Origin of the sequence: Streptomyces sp. NPDC050085 (assembly GCF_044460595.1) — a bacterium.
Classification (GTDB): Bacteria; Actinomycetota; Actinomycetes; order Streptomycetales; family Streptomycetaceae; genus Streptomyces.
Window position 1 is genome coordinate 1 of the sequence record NZ_JBITJZ010000018.1, and the last position, 13,277, is coordinate 13,277.

Sequence of the window (13,277 nt, forward strand, 5' to 3'; positions counted from 1 at the left end):
CCCAGAGCACGCACCAGACGCCGCGCGGCCGCCCTGCGGGCGTGGGGGTCCCCCCGGCCGAAGGCTGGGGGAGGGAGTTTGAAGACACGCCCTAGTGGCCCGGGCGGGGACCGTGTCGACCGTGCGTGGCCTGTGAGTGTCGTCAACTACCTTGCCACGCAACGGCTATGACCCCTTGGGGTGCGGGCTCTACGTTCCCGCTGCCGACTGCACCTCGTTGTAGTTCGCCACGGTCCCCGCCACTCGCGTTGATGTTAAGAGCATGACGCAGCGCGCTGCGTCAGGGCCGCAGTTGCGTGCCTCTCTCGTTGTCCGACAAGCGTTGACCGCGGATCAGTTGAAGAACCACCAGCATCGTCGTCGGCCGGATGACGTCCCGCCGGGTGCCGGCGGTTCAGGCACGGCCTCGGCAGCATCTTCGACTGGTCGCTGAGGCGGGGGCGCTTTGAACACAGAGGCCCTGCCGCACCGGGGGGGTGTGCGGCGGGGCCAGTGCCGGGCGCTACCCGGCGCGCAGCGGCTGGGGCTCTATGGGCCCATGGTGACCGCAGGTGGGGCTTGCTGTGGCTACATGTCGTTGACCTTGAGGCACGTCTGGCACTGGACCCATTCCGCGCCAAGGAGCTTGCCTGTCTTCGTCGCGTCGATGAGCATGCCCCCGAGCTGCCCCGCAATGCTTCCATCGTCGAGCTCGAAGGCCTTGCGTGCGGAGATGACCACCTGCTTTTTGATCTTCTTGCATCGGTAGCAGTAGACCTTGACTGTCGACCCTCGTGCGGGCATGGGTCCCCCTGGGCTCTGGCACTTCGCGGATGAGGCGCGAAGTTTGTGTCCGAAGTGCTTCAAGCGTCCCGGAAGTTGAAGGTTGATCGGAAGATGCCGCAGGTCATGCTGTGTGCTGGTTCGCGGCACGTCCTGCGGCGGATAGACACCTACTGGTGTGTAGGTAGGAGAGCTACGTGAATCCCCGCTCCGCGGCAACGTGGGCTCGCGGTCAACGCCGCCCTGCGATGCCCGGTACTCCGTGCTCTGGCCGCTGTCCTTCTTCGCGGCCTTGGGGTCCCGGATGGGCATGTACTTGCGCAGTGCCATGACGGCGCTCCTGTCTCGTGATCGGGATGGGGGAACCGGGGCGGCCGACCAGCTGCCGGGCGGGCGGCCGCCCCGGGGGCTACGGGAGGTGGGTTGTGACCAAGTGGGAGCACAAGTTCGTGCTAGTTCAGAGGAACCTCGACGCGATCAACGCGCAGCTCGGGGAGTTGGGACGAGAGGGCTGGGAAGTCGTGGGGTTCACATGGGTCCCCGACCCGACAAGCGGCAGGCCTCACGCGTGGGCGTTCACGCTGAAGAGCCCGTTCGAGTAGCTGTTCATCAGCGGCCCCAGCAGTTCGCGAGGACGGCGCGCACGGTGCTCGTCGCGCCTGTCCTCGGCGTCGACACGGTGGTCGTGCGACTCCTCGGACCGGGCCCGGCACTCGGCGCACGAGTAGACGAACGGCATCGCTGCTCCCTCAGGGCTTGCGGAAGGTGACGCGGCGGTGATCGGCCGGGGCAGTGATGATCGTGATCCCCTCTCGGACGACCACCGTGGGCTTGTTGTTGGCGTTGGTATTGGCGCCCTCACCTGGCCAACATCCCCAACCGGGGTGTCGGTTGAAGCCGGGACCGCGCTGCCGTACGTCATGACCGGCCTCCGGCTGGCCGCCACCGTCGCCCAGACGTCCCGGGCGGCCCCCGAGATGTACGCGCTGATCGTCGTCAGCGGCTGCCTCGGCGTAACGGTCAACACCGGCGCAGCCTGTTCCCCTGGATGAGGGTGGCCGAGAACGTCGAACTGCCGCTGCGACAAAGAAAGTCGATGCCGCGTGTCGAGCGCAGGAGGCGGTCGGTCTCGCCGGGGCCGGACGGGCCTACCCCTGGGAGCTGTCCGGCGGCATGCGGCATGACCGTCCTGTTCGTGACGCACGACATCGGCGGGGCCGTGTACCTGGGCCGGCGGGTCCTGGTGCTCAGCGCGTCGCCGACCGTGGTGTGCGCGGACCTCGGGGTCGAACTCTTCCCGGAACGCAACCAGTTGACGACGCGCGCGGGCCCCCGTTTCACCGAGCTGCGGAGCCGGGTGTTCGCGCTCATCCGGAGCGGGGCGGCGCGGGACCCGCTCAGGAAGGCCGGTCACCCTGCCCGGGGAACCGACTCCTGAGCATGTCCCGGACCCGCCCGCCGAGGCGGTCCTTGTCCCGCTCGTGGGCGGTGAGCAGCGCCTGCACCACCCGGCCGAAGTTGTGCCAGCCGTGCGGCATCAGCACGAGTCCCCGCACCACCCGCTCGTACAGCGCGATCAGTTTGTCGTCGGTCAGCTCCGTCGTGTCGTAGAGCAGGAGCGTCAGCAGGTCGTGCGCCAGGGAGGAGGCGCGCTCGCCCTCGACGGGGACGAACGTCGTCAGGGCCGGCCCCAGGTTTCCGATCACCGGCTCCAGGGCGAGCCGCAGGACCGATTCGGACGTCGACCCCTCCAGCGCCGCCTTGTGCCACACCTCGTCCCAGTACGACCGCTGCCACACCTCGCCCCCGTGCCCCTGCGGATAGCCGAACAGCCAGTTGGCGTCGACCGGTTGGGGTGCCCGCAGCGTCCCCTCGCGCAAGGTGATCGTGAGCGAGCGCCCGCCGTCCTCGCCCCAGCCGCGCCGTGGGGTGAAGCTGAGGGCGAAGTCCGTCCACTGCTCCTCGTCCATCGACGAACGCCACAGCATGCAGTGCCGGTGCCAGATGTGGACCGGGTCCGCCGATTCGGGGAACAGCTCGGCCGCGGACGTCCGTCCGCGCAGGACCACGATCAGCAGCACCAGGTTCGCACCGTACAGACCGTGCCGCGCCGCCGTGCGCAGGGCCGCCGGGCGGTACGCCGCGTACCGGTCGGTCGTGCGGACCTCGTGCGAGCGCAGCACCTCCACGAGCCGCGCGGCGAGCCGCTCGCGCTCCGCGGCCGGCATCCGCTGGGCCAACTCCCCGGCGAAGCGCATCATCTGACGGGACGACAGGGGCGCGTACGACAGCAGCGCATAAGCCAGGTCGTCGTCGATCACACCCTCGGCGAGCGAGAACGCCGAGGGCCGCGCGGGCAGCAGATCGGCCAGCAGGCGCAGCGCGAGGCGGACGGTCAGGTACTCGCCGAACGTCGCGTGCAGGAACTCGTACGTGGCCAGCACGCGCCCGTCCCGCATCGACTGGGCCCGCTGGACGAAGAAGAACCGGCCGAGAGCGACCTCCGCCGCGTCCAGCGGGGTGCGGAACCCGGTGTCCTGGGACACCTGCTTGCCGAGCAACGCCACGAGGTCCGCGTCGAGTTCGTCCGCGGACACCCACTGGCGGCCGCGATTGAGGAGGGCGAAGGCGACGAGGGACAGGCGCTGGAGTTCCCGCTCCACCCGCTCGTCGACGACATGGTCGGGGGCCGCGCCCCGGCCGGTCTTGGTCACCTCGCGGCGCGCGAACGTCGACAGGAGCTCCTCGTACAGCTGGGTGACGGCCAGCGGCTCTCCGCTCTCGCCGTGCAGCCGCCCGTCGGTGGCGTCGTGCAGCGCGAGCATCGTCAACAGCAGGGGCTGCTCGGCCAGTTCGCGGTGACGGACGACCGCTTCCCAGGTGAGCGGGCGCCCGCCGGCGGCGTTGGCCTCGTTCCAGATCGCCAGCCACCGCTGGATCTGTTCCGCCCGGAACGGTTCGAGGCGCAGGGCGACCATGCCCTCGGGGTGCCGGGACCGGTCGGCCACCGCGGTCCTGCTGGTCACCAACGCCAGTACGGGACGGCCCTGTTCGGCCTCGCGCTGCTGGAAGCGGGCGACGCGGACCAGGAAGTCGGTGTGGTGGACGCCGGTCGTCTGGAGCAGCTCGTCGAAGCCGTCAAGGAGCAGCACGGGCGTGGCGCCGCCCGCCGAACGGACCAGCTCGGGCCACGTCGTGCGTTCACCGGTGAGGGCGCGCACCGCCTGCTCGATTTGGTCCTGCAGTTCGTCCTCGGCGCGGACGTCGCGCAGCGGGACCCGCACGGGCAGGAACCCGGCGGCGGGCAGCCGCGCGGCGAGCACCCGGGTCAGCACGGACTTGCCGGCGCCCGGGTGACCGAGGACGAGCAGCGGGGCCGCGGCGAGCGCCGGATTGGTGAGCGCACCGGCGAGGTAGTGCGTCAGGTCGCTGCGGACATCGACCCGTTCCCACCAGGACTCGTCCGCCGGATTGCCCTGGCTGCCGGGTACCGCGACCCGGAAGTCGGGGTCCAGGTACATGTCCTGCAGCGAGGGCACCCGGAATCCGTCCGGTGCGCTCGTGGAGTCGAGGACGGGCTGACCGAGCGCGGCGAGGTGGGCCCGGGCGAGGGCCGCGGCCACGTCGACGGGCGGGGCCAGCGCCTGCGCGGTCCGCGCGAGCAGCGTGTCGATGCCGGACAGGGCGTGCCGCACCTGGGTGCGGGTGGCCTGGTGCTCGATCCGCGTCGTCCAGAGCTGGAACTCCGGTGCCTGTTGGACGAGTTCGGAGTAGAGCGCGTCGTACCGGAGGATCGCGGTCTCGGTCAGCCGGTTCAGGGACACCCGGACGTCTGCGCGCTGCCTCGAGGAGAGCCTGTCCACGAGCGCGAGTCCGTCCAGGAACCGGGCGAAGGTGTCCGCGAGGACGAGGTAGTAGGGGTACAGGAGGCTGCGGACGTTCTCCGGCGGGATGTCCGGCGTGGGGAAGGGCGCTTCGACGGTGAGCAGCGACTGCCACCTGCCGTCGGGGTGCCCAGGGCCCCCGGAAGCCTGCCCCGCGAGCAGCACCTGCTCGTCCCGGTTCAGCTCCAACTCGTCCAGGGCGAACGGCAGTCGCGCCTCCTCCAGCGCCTCCTCCAGCGCCTCGAACCACGCCACGACCACGATGACCGTGTGCGCCGCCCGCAGCACCTCCGTCCGCTCGGCCCGTCGCCGCGTGTGCCGCAGCCGCTGCCCGAGTCCGCGCACCGCGTCCCGGCCCGCCCCGACGATGCGGGCGCGCCCGGACACCATGCCGAGGACGGTGCCGCTCGCGCCGCCGGTCGCCAGGTTCAAGGCCCCGCCCAGGGCGCGGTCGAGCGCGGCGATCCGCGGCGAGTCCACACCGAGCAGTTCCAGCGCATCCGCGAACGACAACAACCTCGACGACCCCACCCGAATCCCCCGTCCGTCAGGTGTCCTTGCGTGCGCCCAATTTACGCGCCCGTCCCCCGAATGGCTTACGGTGTGCCGGGTGGACAGTCAGGGGAAGCGGGCGGTTCGGCTGCGCCTGACCGGGGCCGCGGCCCTCGCCGTCGTGTCCTCAGCCGCGGGTTCCTGGGCGTACGCACGCGTCGGCGCGTCCGCGTCCGACCTGGTGCGCGACCTCGCCGTGGGCTGGGCGTACGTCGTCGCCGGCCTCATGGCCTGGCGGCGCAGGCCGGCCAACCACACCGGCCGGCTCATGGTGGCCGAGGGCATCACCTGGTTCTTCGGAAACCTCCAGGGCACCACGGTCCCGGCCCTGTTCACCTTCGGCGCCTGGTGGGAAGCGCTGAACATGGCGGTGCTCCTGCACCTCGTCCTCTCCTTCCCCGAGGGCCGGCTCACCACGGTCCTCACCCGCCGCCTCGTGCAGATCGCGTACGCACTCGTCGCCGTCGGCGGTCTGCTGCGCACCCTTCTGTTCGACCCGGCGACCGACACCGGCGCCACCTACCTGGACTGCCGCGACTGCGGCCCCAACCTCTTCTCCGTACCGGCCTGGCACGGGCTGTTCGAGCCCTTCGACGCCGTGTACCACGCGGCGGGCTGGCTGATCTCCGCCGTGGCGACGGTCGCTTTGATCCAGCGCTGGCGGCACGCGTCCGCCGCCCGCAGGCGCGCCCTGGTGCCCGCCTGGTTCGGCATCGCCGTCGCCGTCGTGTTCCTGATGTGGGACATGCTGTTCTACGTCGTGCCCTGGTTCGGCGAGGTCGGTTCGCTCGCCGAACAGGCCGTGTACCTGATGTCCGACCTGGCGCAGGTCGCCGTCCCCTTCGCGTTCCTCGGCGGACTGCTGCGCATGCACCTGCAGCGGGCCGAGGTCAGCGAACTCGTCATCGACGTGGGCACCGACCCGGACCCGGCCCGGGTCCGCGAAGCCCTGGTGCGCGTCCTCGGCGACCCGACGCTGCGGCTCGGCCTGTGGCGCGAGGAGCGCGGCGCGTACGTGGACGGGTCGGGCCGTGAGGTCAGCCCCGAGGGGGCCGGGCGCACCCCGGTCGGTGCCTCCGACGGTCGTCCGCTCGCCCTGCTGCACCACGACCCGGCCCTGCTCGACGACCCCGAACTCCTCGAATCCGTCGCCGCAGCGCTGCGCCTCGCCCTGGAGAACGTCTGGCTGCGCACCCGCGCCAAGGACGTCGCCACCCGCATCGTGCAGGCCGCCGACGCCGAACGCGGACGCCTGGAGCGGGACCTGCACGACGGGGCGCAGGCCCGCCTCGTCTTCGCGCTGATGTCCGTGCGCCGGGTCCAGCGCGGCCTCGCCGACCATCCGGACCAGGCGCTGCGCGGCGCCGCCGACGAGGCCGAGTCGAGCCTGCGGCTCGCCATCGAGGAGCTGCGCGGTATCGCCCAGGGCATCCACCCGGCCGTTCTCACCCGGGAAGGTCTGGCGCCCGCGCTCACCGCGCTCGCCAAGGAAGCCGCGATGCCCGTCGTCGTCGCGGCCGAACCCCGGCGCTACGACCCGCTCGTCGAGACCACCGCCTACTTCACTGTCTGCGAGGCCCTCACCAACGCGGCCAAGCACGCCAGGGCCCGAGCTGTCAGCGTCTCGGCCCGGCACCAGGACGGCCGGCTCGTCATCGAGACCGTCGACGACGGCATCGGCGGCGCCGACACCGCGCGCGGCTCGGGCCTGCGCGGCCTCGCCGACCGGCTCGCCGCCGTCGACGGCGTACTGCACATACACAGTCCCGCCGGTGGCGGGACCAGGATCAGGGCGGAGCTTCCGTGCGGGTGATCGTGGCCGAGGACTCGGCACTCCTTCGACAGGGGATCGTGCGCCTCCTCACCGACGAAGGGATCGAGGTGGTCGCCGAGTGCGGGGACACCGTGCCGTTGCTCGGGCTCGTCGCCGAGCACCTGCCGGACGCCGTGCTGCTCGACATCCGGATGCCGCCCACCCACACCGACGAGGGGCTCGTCGCGGCGGCAGCCATCCGTGACGCCCACCCCGGTACCGCCGTCCTGCTGCTGTCCCAGTACGTGGAGACGACGTCCACGGTGCAGACGCTGGCCGAGCGTCCCGAGGGCTTCGGCTATCTGCTGAAGGAACGCGTCGCCGACATCGACGAGCTGCGCAGCGCCCTGAAGCGCGTGGCCTCCGGCGAGACCGTGCTCGATCCGCTGGTCGTCGCGAAGCTGATGGACGCGCCGCGACCGCCGGGCCCGCTCGACGAACTGACGGGGCGCGAACGCGACGTGCTCGCGCTGATGGCGGAGGGCCGCTCGAACGAGGCCATCGCGCAGAAGCTGGTCATCGGCGGCAAGACGGTCGAGACGCACGTGCGGAACATCTTCACGAAGTTGCGTCTGGAACCCGACCTGCTCGAGCACCGGCGGGTGATGGCCGTGCTCACGTATCTGCGCGGCTGAACCGTCGCGCCCATCCCCCCAAGAGGTCCCGGCTGTCCGCTCCGGAGACGACGTCGTCCCCCGTTTTCCCCCGTGGTCCCCCGTACGTCGTCCGCGGAGCGGTGCCGGACCTCCACAGTAGGCGGGGCGGGGGAGGCGGACATCAGGGTCAGCCCTGAGATGTGGAATCCCGTCCACCTCTTTGATCACGGCATGCCCCCTTTTGATCACCCGGAGCCTCTTCCCAGGCGCCGAAGTGCGGGTCTATAGTCCAAAACTAGCACTGCTAATTTTGCCGTAGCCCCAGGAGCCGACCGTGCGTCCCGTTCACTTCGCCGCCGCCCGCCGCACCCCGATCGGGAAGCTGCGCGGATCCCTCTCCTCCGTACGCCCCGACGACCTCGCCGCGACCGTGATGCGGGGCCTGCTCGCCGACGTGCCCGGGCTCGACCCGGCGCGCGTCGACGACATCTACTGGGGCGCCGCGAACCAGGCCGGCGAGGACAACCGCAACGTCGCCCGCATGGCCGCCCTGCTCGCGGGCCTGCCCGAGTCGGTGCCCGGCGCGACCGTGAACCGGCTGTGCGCCTCCGGCCTCGAGGCCGTCACCACCGCGGCCCGCACCATCGCCGCGGGCGAGGCCGACGTCGTGCTCGCGGGCGGTTCCGAGTCCATGAGCCGCGCCCCGTTCGTGCTGCCCCGCCCCGACGAGGCGCTGCCGCACAAGATGGAGACGTACGACACGAGGCTCGGCTGGCGGCTGACGAACCCGAAGATGAAGGACCTGCACGGCGTCCTCGCGATGGGGGAGACCGCCGAGGAGGTCGCCGACCGGTACGGCGTCCCGCGCGAGCGGCAGGACGCCTTCGCCCTGCGCAGTCACCAGCGCGCGGCCGCCGCCCGCAAGGACGGCCTCTTCGACGCCGAGATCCTCCCGGTCACCCGGCCCGACGGCGTCGTCGTCGACGCCGACGAATGCATCCGCCCCGACACCTCCCTGGACAAGCTCGGCGGCCTCAAGCCCGTGTTCCGCAAGGGCGGTTCGGTCACCGCGGGCAACGCGTCGCCGATGAACGACGGTGCCGCGGGCCTGCTCCTCGTCTCCGAAGAGGCCCTGCACGACCTGGGCCTCGAATCGCTCGGCCGCTACGTCGCCGGGGCCTCGGCCGGCGTCCACCCCGACGTCATGGGCATCGGCCCGGTCCCGGCCACGCAGAAGGCGCTGGCCCGCGTCGGCTGGAGCGTCGCCGACCTCGAAGAGGCCGAGTTCAACGAGGCGTTCGCCGCGCAGGCCCTCGCCTGCGTCGACGCCCTCGGCATCGACCCCGAGCTCGTCAACCCCACCGGTGGCGCCATCGCCCTCGGCCACCCCCTCGGCTGCTCCGGCGCCCGCATCCTCACCACCCTGCTGCACCGCCTGCGCCGCACCGGTGCCGCCCGCGGCCTCGCCACCATGTGCGTCGGCGTCGGCCAGGGCAGCGCCGTCCTCGTCGAGCGCGGCTGAACTCCCGTAGAACGCAAGGAAGTCACGAGCACATGAACAGGTTCACCGGCCGCGTCGCCGTCGTCACCGGAGCCGCCCAGGGCATCGGCGCCGCCACCGCGCAGCGCCTCGCCGACGAGGGCGCGGCCGTCGCCGTCGTCGACCTCACCGCCGAGCGCGCGCAGGTCACCGTCGACGCGATCGAGGCGAAGGGCGGCACCGCCCGCGCCTACGGCTGCGACGTCACCGATCAGGAGGCCGTCGAGGCGACGTTCGCGCGGATCAACGAGGAACTGGGCGCCCTGCACATCCTCGTCAACAACGCGGGCATCACGCGCGACGGCATGTTCTTCAAGATGCCGAAGCCGGACTGGGACGCGGTCATCAACGTCAATCTGAACTCCGTCTACGCCTGCTCGCAGGCCGCGCAGAAGTACATGTCCCGGCAGCAGTACGGGAAGATCGTCTCGCTGTCGTCCCGCTCCGCCCTCGGCAACCGCGGGCAGGCCAACTACGCCGCCGCCAAGGCCGGCATCCAGGGCTTCACCGCGACCCTCGCCATCGAGCTGGGCCGCTTCAACATCAACGTCAATGCCGTGGCGCCCGGTTACATCGCCACCGCCATGACCGCCGCCACCGCCGAGCGCGTCGGCTCCAGCGCCGACGAGCACCAGAAGCTCGCGGCCGAGCGGACCCCGCTCGGCCGCGTCGGGCAGCCCGAGGACGTCGCGTCGGTCGTCGCGTTCCTCGCGAGCGACGACGCCTCGTACGTCAGCGGCCAGACGCTGTACGTCAACGGCGGCGCCCGCTGAGCCAGTTCAGGGCTCACGACCTGGTCCAGAGCCGCACCAGCAGTCAGTAGTACGGAACGGAGCACCACCCCCATGGCAACCCTGTCCCTCGCCGCGATCCTCGCCGAGTCCGCCCGCCGCCGCCCCGACAAGGTCGGCCTCGTCGAGGGTGAACTGCGCCTCACCTTCCGGGAGTTGTGGCTCCAGGCCCGCAAGCAGGCCGCGGCCCTGACCGGCCTCGGCATCCGCCCGGGGGACAAGGTCGCTTTGCTGGCGCCCAACACGGCCGAGTTCCCGCGCGCGTACTATGCGGCGCTCGCGGCGGGCGCCGTCGTGGTCCCCGTGCACCTGCTGCTGTCGGCGGAGGAAGTGCAACACGTGCTGAAGGACAGCGGCGCGACGCTGCTGCTGTGCCACCCCGCACAGGCGGCGGTCGGCGCGGCCGCCGCCGAGGCCACCGGCGTACGCATGCTGGTGCTCGGGGCGGGCGGCGAACTGGAGCAACTCACCGCAGCGGCCGAGCCGTTGGCGTCGTACGTCACCCGCGAGGCCGACGACCCGGCCGTCATCTTCTACACCAGCGGCACCACCGGCGTCCCCAAGGGCGCCGAGCTCAGCCACTTCAACCTGGTGATGAACGCGACGGTCAGCGCCTTCGACGCCAACGACGTGCACGTCGACGACATCGCCCTCGGCGCCCTGCCCCTGTTCCACGCGTTCGGCCAGACGGTTTCCCTGAACGCCACCTGGCGCGCGGGCGCCACCCTCGTCCTGCTGCCCCGCTTCGACGCGGCGCGCGCGATCGACCTGATGGTCGCCGAGAACGTCAACACGTTCCACGGCGTGCCGACGATGTACGTGAACCTGCTCGCGGCGGCCCAACAGGCGGAGAAACTCCCGCAGTTGAAGATCTGCATCTCGGGCGGCGCCTCGCTGCCCGTCGCCGTCCTCGAAGGCTTCCAGCAGGCCTACGGCGCCACCCTCTACGAGGGCTACGGCCTGTCCGAGACCTCCCCGGCGGCCGCCGCCAACCAGCCGGTGTTCGGCGCCCGCCCCGGCACCATCGGCCAGCCCCTGTGGGGCGTCGACGTGGAGATCGCCCGCGCCGAGGTCGAGGACCGCGTCGAACTGCTCCCCGACGGCGAACTCGGCGAGGTCGTCGTGCGCGGCCACTGCGTCTTCACCGGCTACGCCGGCCGCCCCGAGGCCACCGCGGAGGCCCTGGTCGACGGCTGGTTCCGCACCGGCGACCTCGGCACCAAGGACGAGGACGGCTATCTGCGCATCGTCGACCGCAAGAAGGACATCATCATCCGCGGCGGCTACAACGTGTACCCGCGGGAGGTCGAGGAGGTCCTGATGCGGCACCCCGGCATCGGCCACGCCGCCGTCATCGGCCTGCCCGACGACGTGCACGGCGAGGAGGTGTGCGCGGTCATCGTGCCCAAGCCGGGCCACGACCTGGACGCGGCCGGACTCACCGCCTGGGCCAAGGAGCACCTCGGCAAGCACAAGTACCCGCGCCGCATCGAGTTCACCGACCAACTGCCGCTCGGCCCCAGCATGAAGATCCTCAAGCGCGAGCTGCGGGCGACGTACACCGGATGAGCTTTCAGCACGTCCAAGCAGGCCTTTGAACATGGGGCTTCCTTTACCCGGAGCCTTTGCTTCGACGGTTGGTTGTTACGTTTTGTCGCTCATTCCTATGTTTTTGAGGCCTACGTTCGACATGTACCTACTCGAAGCAGTTCGCGGAAAGGTCGTTCACATGTCGAACTCGCGAGTCATCCGCACCACCCTGGTCTCGGCGGCCCTCGGCATCGGAGCCGTCACCGCCCTGGCCTCCACCGCAGGCGCCGCCACGCCGAACGACGTGGCACCCCAGCCGGCCGCCGACAGCGCCGCCGCGTCGAACGGCGGGGGCAGCCAGGACATCCACCTCAGCGACGGCAGCGTCGCGCACGTCACCGACCTCGGCGGCGGCAAGTGGCAGGCGAAGATCACCCGGAACGGGCACAGCGTCGCCAGCCTCGACTCCCAGCACGCCAGCAGCCGCGTGCACGGCTACACCTACGAGCTCAACCAGGCCAACGGCTTCGTCGGCGTGCAGGAGCCCTCGGGCTGGCACAGCGAGTCCGACGTCGCCCGCCCCGACGTGCACCAGCACCAGCACGGTGGCCCGGTCCACCACGGGCAGCACGGGGAGCGTGGGCAGCACGGACAGCGCGGGCAGAGCCCCGTACGCCAGGAGCACCAGCGCACGAGCACCGGGCACTCCGCCCACCGGGCGGCTGCGGCGACCCGGGACGTGAAGCTGCCCGGCGGAGCCGTCGCACACATCACCCAGCTGGGCTCCGGCAAGTGGCAGGCCTGGATCACGCTGGACGGGGTCCGCATCGCGCACCTCGACAACGCCCACCCCACGGCCCGCGCCCACGGCTACACCTACACGCTGAACCTGCACACCGGCGCCGTCACCGCACACAAGTGACCCACCGCACTTGACCCGGCAAGAGTGACCCGGCGAGCGTGACCCCACGAGCGTGACCACCCCCAGGGGCTGGTCACGCTCGTGGGTGGGTCTACCATCGACCCCCGCCATGCACGAGATATTCGGAGTCACGCCCTGGGAGTTCACCGCTCTGGCCGCCGCGGCCGTGCTGGTGGGGTTCTCCAAGACCGCCGTCAGCGGCGCCAATACGGTCAGCCTCGCCATCTTCGCGGCGATCCTGCCCGCCCGCGCGTCCACGGGCGTGCTGCTGCCGATCCTCATCTGCGGCGACGTCCTCGCCGTCCTCACCTACCGGCGGCACGCCCACTGGCCCACCCTGTGGCGGCTGTTCCCGGCCGTCGCCGGGGGAGTGGTGCTCGGCACGGTCTTCCTCGCCTTCGCCGGTGACGGGGCCGTGCGCACCTCCATCGGCGCGATCCTGCTCCTGATGGCCGCCGTCACGATCTGGCGCCGGCGCAAGGCCGAGGCCCCGGAGGTGGAGGAGTCGGCGACCCGCGCGGCCCGCGTGAAAGCGGGCTCCTACGGAGTGCTCGGCGGCTTCACCACCATGGTCGCGAACGCGGGCGGTCCCGTGATGTCGATGTACCTGCTGTCCGCCGGTTTCCGGAAGCTGGGCTTCCTCGGCACCTCCGCATGGTTCTTCCTCATCGTGAACTCCGCGAAGGTGCCGTTCAGCGTGGGCCTCGGACTCATCGACGGCCAGTCGCTGCTGCTCGACGCCGCGCTCGTCGCGTTCGTCGTGCCCGGAGCGTTCATCGGCAAGTGGGCTGTGAGCCGGATCAACCAGCGTCTCTTCGAGCAACTGGTCATCGCGGCCACGGTCCTCGGCGGACTCCAACTCCTGTTGCGCTGACTTACGAAGGGCT

At 71.2% G+C, this 13,277-nt stretch carries 11 protein-coding genes and 1 pseudogene; 9 read left to right on the forward strand and 3 right to left on the reverse strand.

Annotation, left to right across the window (positions count from 1 at the left end; genetic code table 11):
• Positions 1-567: 567 nt before the first annotated feature.
• Positions 568-1,092: a hypothetical protein gene (locus ACIBUY_RS37820; RefSeq protein WP_365578037.1), complete on the reverse strand. Its 525-nt coding sequence runs from the start codon at positions 1,090-1,092 to the stop codon at positions 568-570.
• A 232-nt stretch (positions 1,093-1,324) separates the two neighbouring features.
• On the reverse strand, positions 1,325-1,501 hold the full coding sequence (locus tag ACIBUY_RS37825; protein ID WP_399155054.1) for a hypothetical protein: 177 nt from the start codon (positions 1,499-1,501) through the stop codon (positions 1,325-1,327).
• Positions 1,502-1,646: 145 nt separating this feature from the next.
• On the opposite strand from ACIBUY_RS37825, the gene ACIBUY_RS37830 reads away from it, so the two are divergent.
• Positions 1,647-1,814: a hypothetical protein gene (locus tag ACIBUY_RS37830; protein WP_365578133.1), complete on the forward strand. Its 168-nt coding sequence runs from the start codon at positions 1,647-1,649 to the stop codon at positions 1,812-1,814.
• Positions 1,784-2,200 (forward strand): annotated as a pseudogene (locus ACIBUY_RS37835) (ABC transporter ATP-binding protein); the annotation flags it as partial. The gene ACIBUY_RS37830 and the pseudogene ACIBUY_RS37835, both read left to right, overlap by 31 nt.
• On the opposite strand, the gene ACIBUY_RS37840 reads toward ACIBUY_RS37835, so the two are convergent.
• Positions 2,160-5,159 (reverse strand): hypothetical protein, encoded by a 3,000-nt coding sequence (locus ACIBUY_RS37840; RefSeq protein ID WP_365578041.1) that lies wholly within the window; start codon positions 5,157-5,159, stop codon positions 2,160-2,162. The pseudogene ACIBUY_RS37835 and the gene ACIBUY_RS37840 overlap by 41 nt on opposite strands.
• Positions 5,160-5,256: 97 nt before the next feature.
• On the opposite strand from ACIBUY_RS37840, the gene ACIBUY_RS37845 reads away from it, so the two are divergent.
• The 7 genes from ACIBUY_RS37845 (at position 5,257) to ACIBUY_RS37875 (ending at position 13,264) form a co-directional block, all read left to right on the forward strand.
• Positions 5,257-7,011: a histidine kinase gene (locus tag ACIBUY_RS37845; RefSeq protein WP_365578043.1), complete on the forward strand. Its 1,755-nt coding sequence runs from the start codon at positions 5,257-5,259 to the stop codon at positions 7,009-7,011.
• Positions 7,002-7,646 carry a response regulator transcription factor gene (locus ACIBUY_RS37850; protein WP_365578045.1) on the forward strand — a complete coding sequence of 215 codons (645 nt, stop codon included), beginning with the start codon at positions 7,002-7,004 and terminating at the stop codon, positions 7,644-7,646. Before ACIBUY_RS37845 ends, ACIBUY_RS37850 begins: the two co-directional genes overlap by 10 nt.
• A gap of 295 nt (positions 7,647-7,941) precedes the next feature.
• On the forward strand, positions 7,942-9,129 hold the full coding sequence (locus ACIBUY_RS37855; RefSeq protein WP_399155055.1) for a thiolase family protein: 1,188 nt from the start codon (positions 7,942-7,944) through the stop codon (positions 9,127-9,129).
• A 32-nt stretch (positions 9,130-9,161) separates the two neighbouring features.
• Positions 9,162-9,920: a 3-oxoacyl-ACP reductase FabG gene (fabG, locus tag ACIBUY_RS37860; RefSeq protein ID WP_365578049.1), complete on the forward strand. Its 759-nt coding sequence runs from the start codon at positions 9,162-9,164 to the stop codon at positions 9,918-9,920.
• 72 nt (positions 9,921-9,992) lie between these two features.
• On the forward strand, positions 9,993-11,507 hold the full coding sequence (locus ACIBUY_RS37865) for a long-chain fatty acid--CoA ligase (protein WP_399155056.1): 1,515 nt from the start codon (positions 9,993-9,995) through the stop codon (positions 11,505-11,507).
• A gap of 160 nt (positions 11,508-11,667) precedes the next feature.
• Positions 11,668-12,390, forward strand: a complete 723-nt coding sequence (locus ACIBUY_RS37870; protein WP_399155057.1) for a hypothetical protein — start codon at positions 11,668-11,670, stop codon at positions 12,388-12,390.
• Between the two features lie 109 nt (positions 12,391-12,499).
• The gene (locus tag ACIBUY_RS37875) at positions 12,500-13,264 is read left to right on the forward strand and encodes a sulfite exporter TauE/SafE family protein (protein ID WP_399155058.1); all 765 of its coding nucleotides are present in this window, start codon (positions 12,500-12,502) and stop codon (positions 13,262-13,264) included.
• The last annotated feature ends 13 nt before the right edge of the window (positions 13,265-13,277 follow it).

Bases quoted from the DNA above. Each gene is read 5' to 3' on its own strand.
- fabG (WP_365578049.1), top strand. From the start codon at position 9,162: ATGAACAGGTTCACCGGCCGCGTCGCCGTCGTCACCGGAGCCGCCCAG.
- ACIBUY_RS37820 (WP_365578037.1), bottom strand. From the start codon at position 1,092: ATGGCACTGCGCAAGTACATGCCCATCCGGGACCCCAAGGCCGCGAAG.
- ACIBUY_RS37875 (WP_399155058.1), top strand. From the start codon at position 12,500: ATGCACGAGATATTCGGAGTCACGCCCTGGGAGTTCACCGCTCTGGCC.
- ACIBUY_RS37870 (WP_399155057.1), top strand. From the start codon at position 11,668: ATGTCGAACTCGCGAGTCATCCGCACCACCCTGGTCTCGGCGGCCCTC.
- ACIBUY_RS37865 (WP_399155056.1), top strand. From the start codon at position 9,993: ATGGCAACCCTGTCCCTCGCCGCGATCCTCGCCGAGTCCGCCCGCCGC.
- ACIBUY_RS37825 (WP_399155054.1), bottom strand. From the start codon at position 1,501: ATGCCGTTCGTCTACTCGTGCGCCGAGTGCCGGGCCCGGTCCGAGGAG.